The sequence below is a fragment of the Halovivax ruber XH-70 genome (genome assembly GCF_000328525.1).
GTDB lineage: Archaea > Halobacteriota > Halobacteria > Halobacteriales > Natrialbaceae > Halovivax > Halovivax ruber.
On sequence record NC_019964.1, the window covers coordinates 1,778,954 to 1,793,017 of the forward strand.

General features: G+C 64.6%; 18 protein-coding genes and 2 tRNA genes. 1 reads left to right on the forward strand and 19 read right to left on the reverse strand.

Annotated features, from left to right (window positions below; translation table 11 throughout):
* Positions 1 to 26: 26 nt before the first annotated feature.
* The 3 genes from HALRU_RS08400 to HALRU_RS08410 form a co-directional block, all read right to left on the reverse strand.
* Entirely contained in the window at positions 27 to 1,745 is a 1,719-nt protein-coding gene (locus tag HALRU_RS08400) for a glutamate--tRNA ligase (protein ID WP_015300971.1), read from the reverse strand.
* A 155-nt stretch (positions 1,746 to 1,900) separates the two neighbouring features.
* A complete protein-coding gene (gene idsA3 / locus HALRU_RS08405) occupies positions 1,901 to 2,953 on the reverse strand; it encodes a geranylfarnesyl diphosphate synthase (RefSeq protein ID WP_015300972.1) in 1,053 nt (350 codons plus the stop codon).
* A 1-nt stretch (position 2,954) separates the two neighbouring features.
* Positions 2,955 to 4,307 (reverse strand): ribonuclease J, encoded by a 1,353-nt coding sequence (locus tag HALRU_RS08410; RefSeq protein ID WP_015300973.1) that lies wholly within the window; start codon positions 4,305 to 4,307, stop codon positions 2,955 to 2,957.
* A 363-nt stretch (positions 4,308 to 4,670) separates the two neighbouring features.
* Between HALRU_RS08410 and HALRU_RS08415 the strand changes: the two genes are divergently transcribed.
* Complete coding sequence (locus HALRU_RS08415; protein WP_015300974.1) at positions 4,671 to 5,573, forward strand: alpha/beta hydrolase; 903 nt, start codon at positions 4,671 to 4,673, stop codon at positions 5,571 to 5,573.
* Positions 5,574 to 5,595: 22 nt separating this feature from the next.
* On the opposite strand, the gene HALRU_RS08420 is transcribed toward HALRU_RS08415, so the two are convergent.
* The 16 genes from HALRU_RS08420 to HALRU_RS08490 form a co-directional block, all read right to left on the reverse strand.
* Entirely contained in the window at positions 5,596 to 6,342 is a 747-nt protein-coding gene (locus HALRU_RS08420) for an isopentenyl phosphate kinase (RefSeq protein ID WP_015300975.1), read from the reverse strand.
* The gene (mvk, locus tag HALRU_RS08425) at positions 6,339 to 7,325 is read right to left on the reverse strand and encodes a mevalonate kinase (protein WP_015300976.1); all 987 of its coding nucleotides are present in this window, start codon (positions 7,323 to 7,325) and stop codon (positions 6,339 to 6,341) included. Before mvk ends, HALRU_RS08420 begins: the two co-directional genes overlap by 4 nt.
* Positions 7,326 to 7,414: 89 nt before the next feature.
* Positions 7,415 to 7,543 (reverse strand): hypothetical protein, encoded by a 129-nt coding sequence (locus tag HALRU_RS16120; protein ID WP_015300977.1) that lies wholly within the window; start codon positions 7,541 to 7,543, stop codon positions 7,415 to 7,417.
* Between the two features lie 135 nt (positions 7,544 to 7,678).
* Positions 7,679 to 8,473: a 30S ribosomal protein S2 gene (rpsB, locus tag HALRU_RS08430; RefSeq protein ID WP_015300978.1), complete on the reverse strand. Its 795-nt coding sequence runs from the start codon at positions 8,471 to 8,473 to the stop codon at positions 7,679 to 7,681.
* Positions 8,470 to 9,675: a phosphopyruvate hydratase gene (gene eno, locus HALRU_RS08435; RefSeq protein WP_015300979.1), complete on the reverse strand. Its 1,206-nt coding sequence runs from the start codon at positions 9,673 to 9,675 to the stop codon at positions 8,470 to 8,472. Before eno ends, rpsB begins: the two co-directional genes overlap by 4 nt.
* The gene (locus HALRU_RS08440) at positions 9,672 to 9,857 is read right to left on the reverse strand and encodes a DNA-directed RNA polymerase subunit K (RefSeq protein WP_007704762.1); all 186 of its coding nucleotides are present in this window, start codon (positions 9,855 to 9,857) and stop codon (positions 9,672 to 9,674) included. Before HALRU_RS08440 ends, eno begins: the two co-directional genes overlap by 4 nt.
* Before the next feature lie 2 nt (positions 9,858 to 9,859).
* Positions 9,860 to 10,054: a DNA-directed RNA polymerase subunit N gene (locus HALRU_RS08445; RefSeq protein WP_007704759.1), complete on the reverse strand. Its 195-nt coding sequence runs from the start codon at positions 10,052 to 10,054 to the stop codon at positions 9,860 to 9,862.
* A 12-nt stretch (positions 10,055 to 10,066) separates the two neighbouring features.
* Positions 10,067 to 10,465, reverse strand: coding sequence for a 30S ribosomal protein S9 (locus HALRU_RS08450; RefSeq protein WP_015300980.1), 399 nt, complete (start codon positions 10,463 to 10,465; stop codon positions 10,067 to 10,069).
* On the reverse strand, positions 10,459 to 10,908 hold the full coding sequence (locus tag HALRU_RS08455; RefSeq protein ID WP_015300981.1) for a 50S ribosomal protein L13: 450 nt from the start codon (positions 10,906 to 10,908) through the stop codon (positions 10,459 to 10,461). Before HALRU_RS08455 ends, HALRU_RS08450 begins: the two co-directional genes overlap by 7 nt.
* On the reverse strand, positions 10,905 to 11,258 hold the full coding sequence (locus HALRU_RS08460; protein WP_007704745.1) for a 50S ribosomal protein L18e: 354 nt from the start codon (positions 11,256 to 11,258) through the stop codon (positions 10,905 to 10,907). Before HALRU_RS08460 ends, HALRU_RS08455 begins: the two co-directional genes overlap by 4 nt.
* 57 nt (positions 11,259 to 11,315) lie before the next feature.
* Positions 11,316 to 11,400, reverse strand: a tRNA-Leu gene (locus tag HALRU_RS08465).
* 127 nt (positions 11,401 to 11,527) lie between these two features.
* On the reverse strand, positions 11,528 to 12,280 hold the full coding sequence (locus HALRU_RS08470) for a DNA-directed RNA polymerase subunit D (RefSeq protein WP_015300982.1): 753 nt from the start codon (positions 12,278 to 12,280) through the stop codon (positions 11,528 to 11,530).
* 4 nt (positions 12,281 to 12,284) lie between these two features.
* Positions 12,285 to 12,674: a 30S ribosomal protein S11 gene (locus tag HALRU_RS08475; protein WP_007704742.1), complete on the reverse strand. Its 390-nt coding sequence runs from the start codon at positions 12,672 to 12,674 to the stop codon at positions 12,285 to 12,287.
* Between the two features lies 1 nt (position 12,675).
* A complete protein-coding gene (locus tag HALRU_RS08480; protein ID WP_007704739.1) occupies positions 12,676 to 13,197 on the reverse strand; it encodes a 30S ribosomal protein S4 in 522 nt (173 codons plus the stop codon).
* Positions 13,197 to 13,715: a 30S ribosomal protein S13 gene (locus HALRU_RS08485; protein ID WP_015300983.1), complete on the reverse strand. Its 519-nt coding sequence runs from the start codon at positions 13,713 to 13,715 to the stop codon at positions 13,197 to 13,199. Before HALRU_RS08485 ends, HALRU_RS08480 begins: the two co-directional genes overlap by 1 nt.
* Positions 13,716 to 13,782: 67 nt before the next feature.
* Positions 13,783 to 13,866, reverse strand: a tRNA-Ser gene (locus HALRU_RS08490).
* Between the last annotated feature and the right edge of the window lie 198 nt (positions 13,867 to 14,064).

Genomic DNA, 14,064 nt, shown 5'->3' on the forward strand with positions numbered 1-14,064 from the left:
CGTCGAAAACCGCAGAGATGCGTGCCCTACGGGTGAGAAAAGTACGCGACCGTCTCCTCGTCGTCGTGGCGGTCGATTCGAGCGAACCCGACGCGGACGAACTGGACGGTGTCGTCGGGATCGAGTGCGGCGACACCCGGTTCCGCGTGACCGAAGACGTCCCCGCCCATCGTCCGGAGCTGGAGCGAGACGTTCTCGTCGGCCGGAGCCCAGTGGATCACGTCGACGTCTCCCTCGCGAACCACGTCGATCGATTCATCCGTATACTGGAGTGTATCACGGGTGTACTGGAAACAGCCGAGCCCTTTCAGCCAGACGCTGGCTTCGCGATCCGGCACGTCCGCGGGTTCGACGAGGACGGCGTCACCGACGGGGATCGCCCGGTCGCCGCGGTCCTCGTGATCGGGGTGCAGCGGCGGATTCGCCTCCGCAGGTGGGCTCCCGCCGAGTGGGATTTCGGTGCCGTCGCGGACGAAGAAGTAGCGGTCACTCCCGTCGTCGATGAGTTCCCGGTTGTTCGCGTAGATGGTGCTCATCGCGAGGTCGACATTCGACGTCGACGTGCCGAGGCCGATCATCGCGTCGGTGATCGCGTCGCCGCGGATGCCCCGCCGTCGCAGACTCGCGAGCGTGGGTGCCCGCGGGTCGTCCCAGCCGTCTAAGTCGCCGGCGTCGATCAGCTCCTTGATCGAGGAGGTACTCATCGGGACGTCGTAGGCGTCTAACTGGACGTGGCCCCAGTGGACGACCTCGGGATACTCCCAGTCGAAGTAGTCGTAGACGAAGCGTTGTTTCTTCGCGGAGTCCTGCAGATCGATCCCGCGGATGATGTGGGTAACGCCGACCAGCTGGTCGTCGATACCGGACTGGAAGTCGAGCATCGGCCAGCAGCGATACTCGCTGGCCACGTCGCGTGGATGGGGCGTGTCGATCATCCGGAACGCGACGAAATCGCGCAGCGCCGGGTTCTTGTGGTCGATGTCGGTCTTGACCCGCAAGACCATCTCACCGCTGTCGTACTCGCCCGCGACCATCGCCTCGAACTCCTCCTGGACGGTTGCGACGTCCTTCTCGCGGTGGGGACAGGCCTCGCCGTCGTTTTTGAGGTCGCTGAACGTCTCGCCGGAACACGAACAGGTGTACGCGCCGCCCAGCTCGATCAGCTCACGGGCGTGCTCGTAGTAGGTTTCGACCCGGTCGCTGGCGCGGTAGACGGCGTCGGGCTCGAATCCGAGGTACTCGACATCGTCGAGAATATCGTCGTAGGCGTCGAGGTCCGGACGCTTCGTCTCCGGATCGGTGTCGTCGAACCTGACACAGAACCAGCCATCGTAGCGTTCGCGGTAGGTCCCGATCACCGCCGGCATGCGAGCGTGGCCCACGTGCCACGGCCCGTTCGGATTCGGCGCACAGCGCATCCGGACCTCCTCGACGCCCTCGGCGTTCGGGAGGGCCGGCAGGTCCCACTCGTCTTCTTCGTCCTCGGCTTCGATCTCGGCCAGTTCGTCGGGTGCCAGCTCCGCAATGCGGTCGCGGCGCGCCTCGTGGGACAGCGCGTTCACCTCACTGACGATCGGCCCGGCGACGCCTGGAATCTCGCCCCCGTGGGGCCGAAAGTCCGGGTTCTCGCCCATGAGCGGGCCCATGATGGCGCCTACGTCCGCGTCGCTCTCGTGCTTAACGGCGTTCAAGAGCGCGTGTTTCTCGACCTCGCGTTCGACGCGCTCGCGTACCTCGTCGTCCATTACCGGGTGCTTCTCGGGGCTCCGTCAAAACAACCGCGGATCCGATCGCGAGCGGTCGCTGCACACGGGGACATCGCCAGTTACGTGACTCGCTCGAAGCAACAGTACGAGAAACCGCCACTGGCGTCTGACCGGTTCCCGTCGCCCGTGGCGGGTCAGTAGCCGCGTTCGACGAGGTAATCCGCGATGTCCTCTAAGAGATCGTGGGCCTCGTTCTCCGGGAGGACGTTCAGTCGATCGGTCCCGTTCGAGACGAGTTCGCGGGCTTTCGATCGAGCGTACTCGATACTGCCCGCGTCTTCGAGCGTGGCGACGGCGTCGTCGATCTCTGCCTCGGTGACGGCGTCGACGTCGTCGGTGTCGACGAGCGAGTCGACGTCGACGCCCTGTCCGCGAGCGTGAACCGTGATCAGGGTCTGTTTGTTCTCGACGAGATCGCTCCCGCGCTGTTTGCCGAGCGTCTCGCTCGGGACCGTCAGATCGAGGACGTCGTCGTGGATCTGGAACCCGCGCCCGATGTCGAGGCCGTAGCCGTAGAGCGCGTCGACAGTCTCCTCGTCCGCTCCGAGGAGGACGGCGGGCAGCGCGGCCGATGCCGCGTAGAGGACGGCGGTTTTCTGTTCGACCATCCCCAGATACTCGTCGGTCGTGACTTCGTCACGCTCTTCGAACTGGACGTCGAGCGACTGTCCCTCACAGATCTGTGTACAGGTGTTCGCGAGAACGTCGAGCGCACGGACCATCCGATCCGTCTCGGCGCCCGTATCGAGCATGATCTCGAACGCCTTCGAGTACAGCGTATCGCCCGCCAGAATCGCCGTCTCAACGTCGTACTCGCGATGGACGGCCGGGACGCCGCGTCGGAGATCGTCGTCGTCCATGATGTCGTCGTGAATCAACGTGAACGACTGGATCACTTCGACGCTGACGGCTGCCGCCAGCATGTCGACCGGGTCCGAGTCGTCGAGCGGCTCGAACGACCGATACGACTGCGAGAGTGGCTCCACGTCGGTCAGCGCTTCTGCTGTCGCGAGCAGTACCGACGGTCGGAGCCGCTTGCCACCCGCGTCGAGCAGGTAGCGCGACGCTTCGTAGAGCCGTTCCGGTCGGCGAACCGGGAGTTCCTCGGGAATCGCCTCGTTGACCAGTTCGCGACGCTTCCGGACCGCTTCGAGCACCGTCTGTTCGCGTGCCTCAGGGCTCGTCATCTCACTCGACCAGTTGGATCAGGTTGCCGTTCGATGTGACGTGAAGGTCCCGACCGAGTTTGTATCCTTCACTCTTGCAGAGGTCGACGTAACTGGAGAAGCCTTTCATGTCCTGGTGAGCCGGGATGACGTGCTGGGGCTGGAGCGCCTGCAGCATCTCGTAGTGGCCCTCCTGGTTGAGGTGCCCGGAAACGTGGATGTCGGAGTAGATGCGCGCACCCTGCATGCCGAGCAGTTTCTCGGCCTGGTAGCGCTGACCCTCGTTCGTCGGTTCCGGAATCACGCGGGCGGAGAAGACGACCTTGTCGCCGTCGTCCAGTTCGTACGGCGTCTCACCGCGGGCCATCCGGGTGAGCATCGCACGTGGCTCGCCCTGGTGGCCGGTGACGACCGGGAGGAAGTTCTCCTTGCCTTCGTTCATGATCCGTTTGAACGTTCGATCGACCGACTTGCGGTGGCCGAACATCCCGAGATCGTCGGGGAAGTCGACGAAGTCGAGTCGTTCGGCGGTGCCCGAGTACTTCTCCATCGAGCGGCCCAGCAAGACCGGCTGGCGGCCGATATCCTTGGCGAACTCCACGAGCGAAGTGACGCGGGAGATGTGGCTCGAAAACGTCGTCGCGACGATGCCGCCGTCGTAGTCCTCGAGACTGTAGATGACGTCTTTCAGGTGGCGCCGCGCGACCGATTCACTCGGTGTGCGACCCTGCTTGCCCGCGTTCGTACAGTCCTCGATGTAACAGAGGACGCCCTCGCCTTCGCGACCGATCTCGCGGAACCGCTCCATGTCGATCGGATCGCCGATGACCGGTGTGTGGTCCATCCGTTTGTCCAGTCCGTAGACGACGGCTCCCTCGGGGGTGTGCAAGACCGGGTTGATGGCGTCGATGATCGAGTGCGTGACGTTGACGAACTCGAGTTCGACCTGACCGGTGTCGCCGATCGACATCGTCTCGCCGGGATCCATCTTGATCAGGTCGTTCTCGACGCCGAACTTCTGTTCGCTCTCGATCTGCTGTTTGACCAGTTCGATGGTAAACGGCGTGGCGACGACCGGTGCGTTGTACCGATGCGCCAGCTTCGAGATCGCGCCGATGTGGTCCAGGTGGCCGTGGGTCGGAACGATCGCCTGGACGTCGCCCTCGAGGTCGGACATGACCCGGTCGTCCGGAATCGCGCCCATGTCGATCAGATCGAGACTGTGCATGCGCTCGGTCTCGACGTTGTCGTGGATCAGAACCTGCGAGAGGTTCAGTCCCATGTCGAAGATGACGACGTCGTTACCAGCGCGGACGGCAGTCATCTGCCGGCCGACTTCCTCGTAACCGCCGATCGTTGCAATTTCAATTTCCATTGGTAGACACCGAGCGCCTCGTTGATGGGCGCTCGTGGTAACGGTCCGCGGACTCCCGGTTCCTACGGCCTCGACGTGACTGCGCGTCGGCCATCCCGCTATGCGATCGAATCGGTGGCTCCGGCCGACCCGACCTCGATCGCACTTGCCCGCGGGTCTCGCTACCCCGACATACACACCCATCCCGTATAAAGACCGCGGGTCGATCCGTCGGCTTCACGCCGACCAGACGGCCCATGGCCTGCCTCTAGCAGGTAAACCGACAACCGGTTACAGTCAGTGCCAGCCGTCTATCGCGACCGTGACCAGTCACTGCCGACGATTGACACAATGGTTAAGTAGTAAGTATTGGTAACAACATTCATGCCACAACAGGGCACGGAAGAGGCAACTCGATCGGCGTCCAGACGACGAGTACTCCGCGGACTGGCGACGACCGGACTCGCCGGGAGCGCCATCCTCGCGGGATCGGGAACTGCGAGCGCCGGTAGCAAGGGCGGCTGTGACGACCCACCGACGGCGTTTCCGCGAGTGACGACACGCGGTCACTTCGACACGACGTGGTACGGAAGCGTCTACCTCACAGACGGCAACGACGCGACCAACTACGAGTACGCTGGCGACGGGATTCCCGGCATCCACAGCGCCCCGGGCGACGAACTACTCGTGTTCGTCCACGGCTGGAACAACGACGCCGAGGGCGGGGTCTGTACGTTCGGCGACGCCGACGAGACGTTTTCCGCCGAGGGATACGCACAGCCGTTCGTCGGGTTCTCGTGGGACGCCGACTTCGGCTGGTACAACGCCACCGAGATCGCCGAGGAAAACGGCCCGAAACTCGCGGCGTTCACCCACGCCTACAAGGCGGCCAACCCGGGCGTCACCGTTCGGTACGTCGCCCACTCACTCGGCGCTCGCGTCGCTTTGTCGGCGGTCGAGCAACTCTCGGAGTGGGGCCATCACGACGATCTCGCGTCACTCTCACTCCTCGGCGGCGCCGCGGACGACGAATCCGTCTCGATGGAGGGCACCTACGGCCCCGACATCGAAGCCGCCGTGGGCGACGTACACAACTACTGGATGGAAGACGACGAGATTCTGAACTGGGCGTACGGGACCGCCGAACTGGGAGACGCAGTCGGAAACGACGGCTGCGACGGAACGCCGCCGTCGAACTACACGGACCACAACGTCGCGTACGTCCCGAGTCACTTCGATTACGCGGCCGCCGACGGCTGTATCCACGAGGTCGTCTCGACGTTCTAACCCGCGACTCCACCGGCGACGACTAGTCGATCGTCGTTCCCGGATCGTCCCCCTCGAGAAACGCTGACAGTCCGTCGCGTCCAAAAATTGTCGCGTTCGAGTCGAGGTCGAGCAACGCCCGCACCTTCGCCGCCATCCCGCCGCTCACGTCCGTCGCCTCGCTCTCGCCCAGCACGTCGGCGACGTCATCGTACTCGTCGATCCGATCGATGACCGCATCGGCATCGTCGAGAACGCCGGGGACTGCCGAACAGAGCCCGACGCGGTCGGCTCCGAGACTCGCTGCCAACTCGACGACGAGTTCGTCCCCACTCACGACGGTGACGCCCTCACCCGCGTGCGCGACGAGATCCCCGTGGAGCACGGGAACGAACCCCTCCGAAAGCAGCGTCTCGATCTGGCCAAACGGAAACGTGAGTTCACCACGTTCGGACCGATGGCCGGCCGAAAACGGCTGTATCGGAACGGCGGGGACGTCCCGGTCGAGCAGGCGCCGGAGGACGAACTGATTGAGCGTCGTCATCGCCCCGTGAATCGCGTGGACGGCGTCTACGTCGTGACTTCCGTCGGTCGTACTCACGCCGAACTCGCTCGCGTGGTGGTGGCCGAAACTCCCGCCACCGTGGACGACGACCAGGTCGTCGACATCGCCAACCGAGATCGCGTCGGCGATCGCGTCCGCCGTGTGATCGAGCGCCGCACCGTCGATCGTCTCCGCCCGATCTTTCTCCGTGACGACGCTCCCGCCGAGTTTCAGGACGACCGTCATTCGAGCTGGCGCACCCCCTCGTCGGCCAGTTCCGCAGGGAACACGTCCTCACAACCGGGTAAGTACCGCAACGCCGTCTCCGTCTCCGGCGTCGGGTCCAGTGCAACGATGCAGCCACCACCGCCGGCACCCGTCAATTTCGCGCCCAGTGCACCGGCTTCGCGTGCCGCCCACACCATCGAATCGAGCGAGCGGCCGGAGACGCCCAGCGCCGACAGCAGTCCGTGGTTGAAATCCATCAACCGCCCGAGTTCCGCGACGTCACCGTCGGCCAGCGCCGTCTCACCCTGCCGTACGATGTCGCCGATCGATGCGACCGTGTCCGCCGCGAACGAGTACTCGTCGCGAAGCTGTCGAACACCCGCGACGAGTGCACCAGTATCTCCAGCCCCACCGTCGAATCCGATCACGAGCGGAAGATCGGGCGCGTCGATCGCCCGACAGTCCGATCCTTCCACGCGAACGGCACCGCCGGTCGCGGAACAGAACGTGTCCGCTCGCGAGGCCTGCCCGTCCTGCACTGCAAGTTCGGTCTGATACGCTCGCTCGGCGAGTTCCGCCGTGGAGAGTTCGACCCCGAGCGCGCGGGTTGCGGCGTCGATCGCGGCGACGACGACCGCCGCGGACGACCCCAGACCCGCCCCCAGCGGGATGTCGCTCTCGATCGTCACCTCGAATCCGGCGTCGGGCTCGCCAGTTACCTCACGCACCTGCGCGATCGCCTCGTCGACGTATCCCATCGCGGCGTCGACGAGCGACTCGGCGACGTCGATATCTGGTTTCCCGTCGGTCGAGCCCGCGTACTCGACGGTGAACCCATCCAGGCTGAGATCATCGGAATGAACGCGCAATGTCGCATCGTCGCGCGGCTCGACACCCACCCGGGCCCGACGCTCGATCGCGCACGGGACCGCCGGTTCGCCGTAAACGACCGCGTGCTCACCGAAGAGGTAGACCTTCCCGGGAGCGCTCGAACGAGTCATTGGCGGTGGATTAGCCCGACCCGGCTTAATTGCTGTCTTCTCGAGCGGCGATCGACACCACATCGGGCACGCCGATTCGCGCCCAACTGCTACAGGACGACGACGGTGAGGAGCTTGTACACGAACCCGAGCGCGAAGACACCAGCCAGTGCAGCCGCCGCCAGGGCGACGACCGGTGGGATCGCTTCCTCTTCGAACTCGTACAGGAGATCGGTCATACGATCGAATCACGCCGTTCGACAGGTAACTCTTTCTGTCTGTCGAGCTCGATCGCATCGAGGACGGCAGGCGGCCGTCGTCGCAGGTAGCTGTCGCTCGCGGGCGTGAAAACGGCTGAAAGGACAATACCGAACCTACACCATGCTCTCGAAGTCCTCGAGCGCGTAGGACGGCTCCGCGCCGCGGCGGTCGAGGACCTCGTTCGCGAGCAACCAGTAGACGACCGAGAGAGCCTTGCGACCCTTGTTGTTCGTCGGGACGACGAGGTCGACGTTACCGGTCTGGTTGTTGGAGTCACACATCGCGATGACCGGAATCCCGACCGTGATAGCCTCCTTGACGGCCTGGGCGTCGCCGATCGGGTCCGTGACGACGAGCACGTCGGGTTCGATGTAGCCGTCGTACTTCGGATTGGTCAGCGTCCCGGGAATGAACCGACCCGTCCGGGCACGTGCACCGACGGCCTCGGCGAACTTCTCGGCCGGGAATCGGCCGTACTGACGGGACGAGGTGACCAGGATCTGCTCCGGATCGTAGTTCTCGAGGAAGTCCGCAGCCGTGCGAATCCGGCCGTCGGTCATCGAGACGTCGAGGACGTACAGACCGTCGGTTCGGACGCGGTGGATGAACCGCTCCATGTCCGACGTCTTCTGCTGGGTACCGATGTGAACACCGGCGCCCAGGTAGTCCTCGACCGGGATGAGCAGATCGACGTCCTCGTCGCTCATGACGTCGTCGTCGAGCGTGGGGCCGTCGTCTGCCTCCTCGGTAGCGGGTTCGTCCGCAGCGTCGTCTGCGGCGGGCTGTGCGTCGTCGGCCTCGGTGACCTCCTCGGATTCGGCGGCGGGGCCAGCCCCCTCGGCTGGCTCCTCGTCGATCTCCTCCTCGGCGGCGTCGAGGCCCTCCTGTGATGTGTCGTTCTCTGTCATATCGCGTCGTCCTCGATTCGGATGAGTTCGTTCAGCTTGGCAGTTCGCTCGCCGCCGACGGCGCCAGTCTTGATGAAGGCGGCGTCGGTCGCGACGGCGAGGTGTGCGATGGTCGTGTCTTCGGTCTCGCCCGAACGGTGGGAGACGACGGCTTCGTAGCCGTGTTCGGTCGCGAGTTCGATCGCGTCGAACGCGTCCGAGAGCGTGCCGATCTGATTCGGCTTGATCAGGATGGAGTTGGCCGCATCCCGATCGATTCCCTCGCGCAGGCGATCGACGTTCGTCACGAAGAGGTCGTCGCCGCAGACGAGCGTCTCGTCACCAACACGATCCGTCAACTCCGTGTAGGCCTCGTAGTCGTCCTCGTCGAGCGGGTCCTCGACGTAGACGAGGTCGTACTCGGAGACGAGGTCGGCGACGTACGCGATCTGCTCGTCGGTCGAGCGCGTTCGGTCGCTGTAGACGTACTCGCCTGCGTCGGCGTCGTAGAGTTCCGCAGCAGCGACGTCGAGGCCGATGCCGACTTCGAAGCCGACCTCGTTCTCGACGCGGTTCACTGCCTCGTCGACGACCTCGAACGCCTCGGCGTCCGTGATCGACGGCGCCCACGCACCCTCGTCGCCCTTCCCCGCAGGCTCGTCGCGTTCGTCCAGAATGTCCGCCACCGCGGCGTGGACCGCCGCGTTTGCGAACACTGCGTCCTGAACGCTCGGTGCGCCGACGGGTGCGGCGAGGAACTCCTGAATGTCGGTCGCGTCGGCGGCGTGTTCGCCACCGCCGACGACGTTCCCGAGCGGCGTGGGGAACGTCTCCCCGCGGAACGTTCCGCCCAGGTGCTGGAACAGCGGTGCACCCAGCACGTCCGCTCCGGCCTTCGCAGCCGCCATCGAGATGGCGACCGCGCTGTTGGCGCCGAGCTCGGAGAAGGTATCGGTGCCGTCTGCCGCGCGCAAGATCGCGTCGACCTCACGCTGGTTGCCGGCGTAGGCCTCACCGACGAGCCGGGGGACGGCCCGCTCACGAGCCGCCGCGATGGCTTCTCCGGTGGGTCGCTCGACGGCCTCGTACTCGCCCGTACTCGCGCCGGACGGGGCCGCAGCGCGACCGAACCCACCGCTTTCCGTGACGACGTCAGCCTCGACCGTCGGGTTGCCCCGTGAGTCGAGTATCTCGCGCAGCCGGACGTCGGTGATCAGCGTCATGACGATGCTTGCCCTCGATTGACCGTGAACGGGAGCACACCTTCGTCGTACTCCTCGGCCGCGATGAGGATCGGCTCCGTTCGGTCGGTCTCGATCAGCACGGGGGCGCCGTAGGATACCTGCAGCGCTCGCGCGCCGAGGATCCGGGCCTTCTCGTACCGGTTGTAGCGTTCCTGTTGCATGGTTACTGGTACGGCGAGACGACGTCCACGAGGTCGGTGTGCGAAACGAGCATCCGCCGGCAGCAGAACCGGTCGACGCCGAGGTCGTCCAGGACTTCGGCGGGATCCTCGTCACCCTCGCGGGCGCGTTCTTCGAATTCTTCCCAGTGTTCGGCGACGACCGTGCCGCACGTGAAACACCGGACCGGGACCATCATACTTGTCTCACCTCAGCGGTAGGATTTCTGGTAGCGAGCCCGCGCACCGGGGCCGCCCCACTTCTTCGATTCGGACTGGCGAACGTCGTTGACCAGCAGCGAGCGATCGAACGACATGAACGCATCGCGCAGTTCGGCGTCGTTCGTGTGCTGGACGATCCCGCGAGCGATGGCGGTGCGGACGGCGTCTGCCTGGCCGCTAATTCCACCGCCTTCGACCCGAACGTCGATGTCGACGCCGTCGCGGAATTCGTCACCCGCGATGCGGAACGGCTCCAGCATCTTGAGACGGGACATCTCCGGTTCGACCAGTTCGACTGGCTGTGCGTTGACCCTGACACGACCCTCACCGTCGCTGACGGTAGCTCGTGCCACGGCCGTCTTCTTCTTCCCACTCGTGTTCGTTACCATGTGACGGAAGCACCCAGTTGTTCGGCGATCTCGCCCAGATGGACGAAGCGGATGTTCGACAGGCGATCCAGCGACGTGTCCTCGAGGACCGTCGCCTCGTGGTCGTCGTCACCCTCGTAGGGATTACCGACGTAGATGCGGACGTTCGAGAACGCCTCACGCCCACGTGACTTCTTGTACGGGAGCATGCCACGGACGGACCGCTTGAAGATCATGTCCGGCCGTTTCGGGTAGTTCGGACCGCGGTCGGAGCCGAGCTGCGCTCGGGTCCGGTAGGTCTCGAACACGTCTTCTTTGTCGCCCGTGATGACGGCATCTTCGGCGTTGACGACGGCGATCCGTTCGCCATCGAGTGCGCGCTGGGCAACCTCGCTCGCGACGCGACCGAGAATGCAATCCCGGGCGTCGACGACGATGTCGGCGTCGAATTCGGCGAGACTCATGCGATCACCCGCACGTTCGATCCCTCTGGATTCTCTTCGAGCAGTTGCTCGATCGGTACGTACTCGCCGACCTGATCGATCTTCGTCGCAGCCGACGACGACGCGTCGACGGCGGCAACGGTGACGTTCTTTCGCAGTCGACCGCTTCCCAGCACCTTGCCGGGAACGATGACTGTCTCTTCTTCACGCGCGTATCGCTCGATACGGCCCAGATTCACCTCTGCGTGGTTCGAACGGGGCTTCTCGAGCCGATCGGCGATGTCGCGCCAGACGTCGGCGTCTCGCGAACGAGACGTCGACTTCAGCTCGGCGATGAGGTCTGTAAGCCTCGGATTGGTCTTCGTACTCATTGATATCCTCCGATAATCGGTGTCAGTCGCTGACGAGCGTAACTCGCCCAGAAGTGATGCAGGGAGCAGGATTTGAACCTGCGGACTCCTACGAGACAGCGCCCTGAACGCTGCGCCGTTGGCCTGACTTGGCTATCCCTGCGTGCACTTCCGTCTACCCGCCGCCCCTTCAAACCGCTTTCGATCCGGTCGGATCCGTCGCCGGCCTCGTAGCTCGTGGCGCCGGCCTGTCTCGCGTTCGAAGGGTGGTGACGGGTCATTGGTCTCTCTTATAGCTGTACGGCGTCTTCCAGTTCGGCTGCGCGATCGTCGATCGAGCCGACGGCGCGCGTCACGAGCTCCTCCACGGCAAACGATCCGTCCGTCTCCACGTGGAAGACGAAGGCGTTCGGGACGTCTTCGACGGTAACGTCTTTCCCCGGATACCGCTCGGTCAGATCGTGTCCGAACTCGCTGGTCGGGATCAACTCGCCATCGTCTTCGATGACGCCGCGAACGATCTGGGTCTCCTCGTCTTCGAATTCGGGGAGATCTCCGTCGACGGTCACGCGCTGGAGGTGACGGTACCCGACGGCAACGCCGCCCTGGTGTTTGGCGTGCTTCTTGCCGTGGTCGTAAACCGCGTCGGCCTCGGCTTCGAGGCGCTGGTCGTCCTTCAGCTGGATGATCGGGACGTTCTCGTCGGCCGGCTTCACCAGGTCGGGTTCGCTCGAGACGAGATCGCCCGAGTAGGCGGTGGCCGGCCCCTCGACGTCGATCGAGAGCGTGACCACGTCGTCATCGCCGAACTCCTCTGGCGTCGGCGTCGTCAGGGGGACGAGTCCGAGGCGAAGCCCCAGTTGCTCGTCGAACATGACCGAGGAGTTCTCGATGAACCGGACGGTGTCGATCGCCAGAGTCGGCACGTCGGCGACCATCGCGCGGCGGATGCCGTTGGCGAACGCGGGTGTAATCCCACGGACCAGGATCCGCGCCTCCCGTTCGGTGCGTTCGACGAACTCGACGTCGTAGTCGGATGCCATGGATCTAGAATCCGCCCTTGCCTTTCGGTGCGCGCGATCCGTCGTGCGGGATCGGCGTGACGTCCTCGATGCGACCGATCTCGATACCGGAGCGGGCGAGCGCGCGGATCGTCGCCTGCGCACCGGGACCGGGCGACTTCTGCAGGTTGCCGCCAGGTCCGCGAACACGGACGTGGAGACCGGTGATGCCCGCAGCCTTGACCTCCTCGGCGACGCCCTCGGCCATCTGCATGGCCGCGTAGGGCGACGCCTCGTCGCGGTTCTGCTTGACCGCAGTCCCACCGGAGGACTTCGCGATCGTCTCCGCGCCCGTGAGGTCGGTCACGGTCATGATGGTGTTGTTGAACGATGCGTGCACGTGGGCGACTCCCCACTTATCGTCGTCCTGACTCATATTATTGACCCTCCGCACGTTCCGGGTGCAGTTCGTCCGCCAGCGGGCTGGTCTCGTCGAACGCCACGTCGTCCTCCTCGTCGACGTCGACGACGTACGACGGGACGCGTGTGCGCCGGTCACCGATCCGGACGTGGCCGTGGATAATGAACTGGCGCGCCTGCTGTGGCGTGTTCGCCAGTCCCTTGCGGTAGACGACCGTCTGGAGTCGGCGTTCGAGGACGTCCTCGATCTCGAGACCGAGGACGTCACCGAGGCCTTCCGCTTCGTCGAGAATGCCAACTCGCTTGAGTCGGCCGAGGAACTCTTCGGAGCGTCGCTGGACCGTCGCGTCGCCCTGGGCCTGTCCGAGCAGGTCCCGGGACTCGCGTCGGTACGAACGAAGTTCCGACTGCGCTCGCCAGAGTTCTTCCTTGTTAGCGAGGCCGTAGCGGTCGAGCAGCGAGTGCTCGTTCGCGATGCGCTCGCCCTGGTAGGGATGGTTCGGCGTCTCGTACTGCTTGGTATCGGTGCCAAGCGGCATTATTCGTCATCCTCCTCGGCGGCCTCTTCGGCCTGCTCTTCGCGGATCTCCTCGACGTTGACGCCGATGGTCCCTTCGGTACGACCGGTGGACTTCGTCCGCTGTCCGCGGACCTTCTGGCCGCGCTTGTGGCGGGCGCCCTTGTAGGAGTCGATCATCTTCATCCGGTTGATGTCCTGCTGGCGGGTGAGACCGAGATCGTTGCCGACGATGTGTTTCGTCTCGCCCGTGTAGAAGTCGCCCGGACGGTTGTTCAACCAGTCGGGGAGGTCGTCTCCGAGTGATTCGACGAGTGAAACGATGTCGTCGATCGTGTCTTGCTCGAGTGCACCGAACGTCGCCGTTCGGTCGACAGCAGCTTCGCTCGCGACGAGTCGGGCCGTCCGTCGGCCGATCCCATCGAGCCCGGTCAGCGCACGTTCGACGGACTTCGTGCCGTCTAAGTCTGTCTGACCGATTCGAACGAAGTACTGGATGTCTTCGTCGTCTTCGGGTTCTTGCGGTGTTTCCTCGCTCATGTATCGTGTGTCTGTGTCTGGCTGAGAGGACCGTCTGCCGGTCTCCCAGAGCGTTCTGTGGTACGGACGTCGTGGCGGGGATTCGAACCCCGGAGGCTTGACGCCACATGGTTAGCAACCATGCGCCTTGGGCCTGCTTGGCTACCACGACCCGGTATCTATCGTCGCCCGTTTGGACTCGGGGGCCGTCCCCCTGCAGCGTATCGTACCCGGAGATACATCCCGTCGGGTACATAAGGGCAACGAAAGACCGCGGGCGGAACGGGCCCGTCGAGCGATCATCTGGGGAGGACTCGCGGCCGGATATGGAGGGGTAACTCAGCCACGAGCGGTGTTCACCGGTCGATTC

Coding starts and splice junctions, on each gene's coding strand:
- HALRU_RS08420 (WP_015300975.1), bottom strand. CDS start 6,342: ATGACGGTCGTCCTGAAACTCGGCGGGAGCGTCGTCACGGAGAAAGAT.
- eno (WP_015300979.1), bottom strand. CDS start 9,675: ATGACGCTGATCACCGACGTCCGGCTGCGCGAGATACTCGACTCACGG.
- HALRU_RS08450 (WP_015300980.1), bottom strand. CDS start 10,465: ATGGTAACGAACACGAGTGGGAAGAAGAAGACGGCCGTGGCACGAGCT.
- HALRU_RS08410 (WP_015300973.1), bottom strand. CDS start 4,307: ATGGAAATTGAAATTGCAACGATCGGCGGTTACGAGGAAGTCGGCCGG.
- HALRU_RS08455 (WP_015300981.1), bottom strand. CDS start 10,908: ATGAGTCTCGCCGAATTCGACGCCGACATCGTCGTCGACGCCCGGGAT.
- HALRU_RS08470 (WP_015300982.1), bottom strand. CDS start 12,280: ATGGCATCCGACTACGACGTCGAGTTCGTCGAACGCACCGAACGGGAG.
- mvk (WP_015300976.1), bottom strand. CDS start 7,325: ATGACTCGTTCGAGCGCTCCCGGGAAGGTCTACCTCTTCGGTGAGCAC.
- HALRU_RS08485 (WP_015300983.1), bottom strand. CDS start 13,715: ATGAGCGAGGAAACACCGCAAGAACCCGAAGACGACGAAGACATCCAG.
- HALRU_RS08400 (WP_015300971.1), bottom strand. CDS start 1,745: ATGGACGACGAGGTACGCGAGCGCGTCGAACGCGAGGTCGAGAAACAC.
- HALRU_RS08440 (WP_007704762.1), bottom strand. CDS start 9,857: ATGCAACAGGAACGCTACAACCGGTACGAGAAGGCCCGGATCCTCGGC.
- HALRU_RS08475 (WP_007704742.1), bottom strand. CDS start 12,674: ATGAGTCAGGACGACGATAAGTGGGGAGTCGCCCACGTGCACGCATCG.
- HALRU_RS08415 (WP_015300974.1), top strand. CDS start 4,671: ATGCCACAACAGGGCACGGAAGAGGCAACTCGATCGGCGTCCAGACGA.
- HALRU_RS08460 (WP_007704745.1), bottom strand. CDS start 11,258: ATGAGTACGAAGACCAATCCGAGGCTTACAGACCTCATCGCCGAGCTG.
- HALRU_RS08480 (WP_007704739.1), bottom strand. CDS start 13,197: ATGCCGCTTGGCACCGATACCAAGCAGTACGAGACGCCGAACCATCCC.
- rpsB (WP_015300978.1), bottom strand. CDS start 8,473: ATGACAGAGAACGACACATCACAGGAGGGCCTCGACGCCGCCGAGGAG.
- HALRU_RS08445 (WP_007704759.1), bottom strand. CDS start 10,054: ATGATGGTCCCGGTCCGGTGTTTCACGTGCGGCACGGTCGTCGCCGAA.
- idsA3 (WP_015300972.1), bottom strand. CDS start 2,953: ATGACGAGCCCTGAGGCACGCGAACAGACGGTGCTCGAAGCGGTCCGG.
- HALRU_RS16120 (WP_015300977.1), bottom strand. CDS start 7,543: ATGACCGATCTCCTGTACGAGTTCGAAGAGGAAGCGATCCCACCGGTC.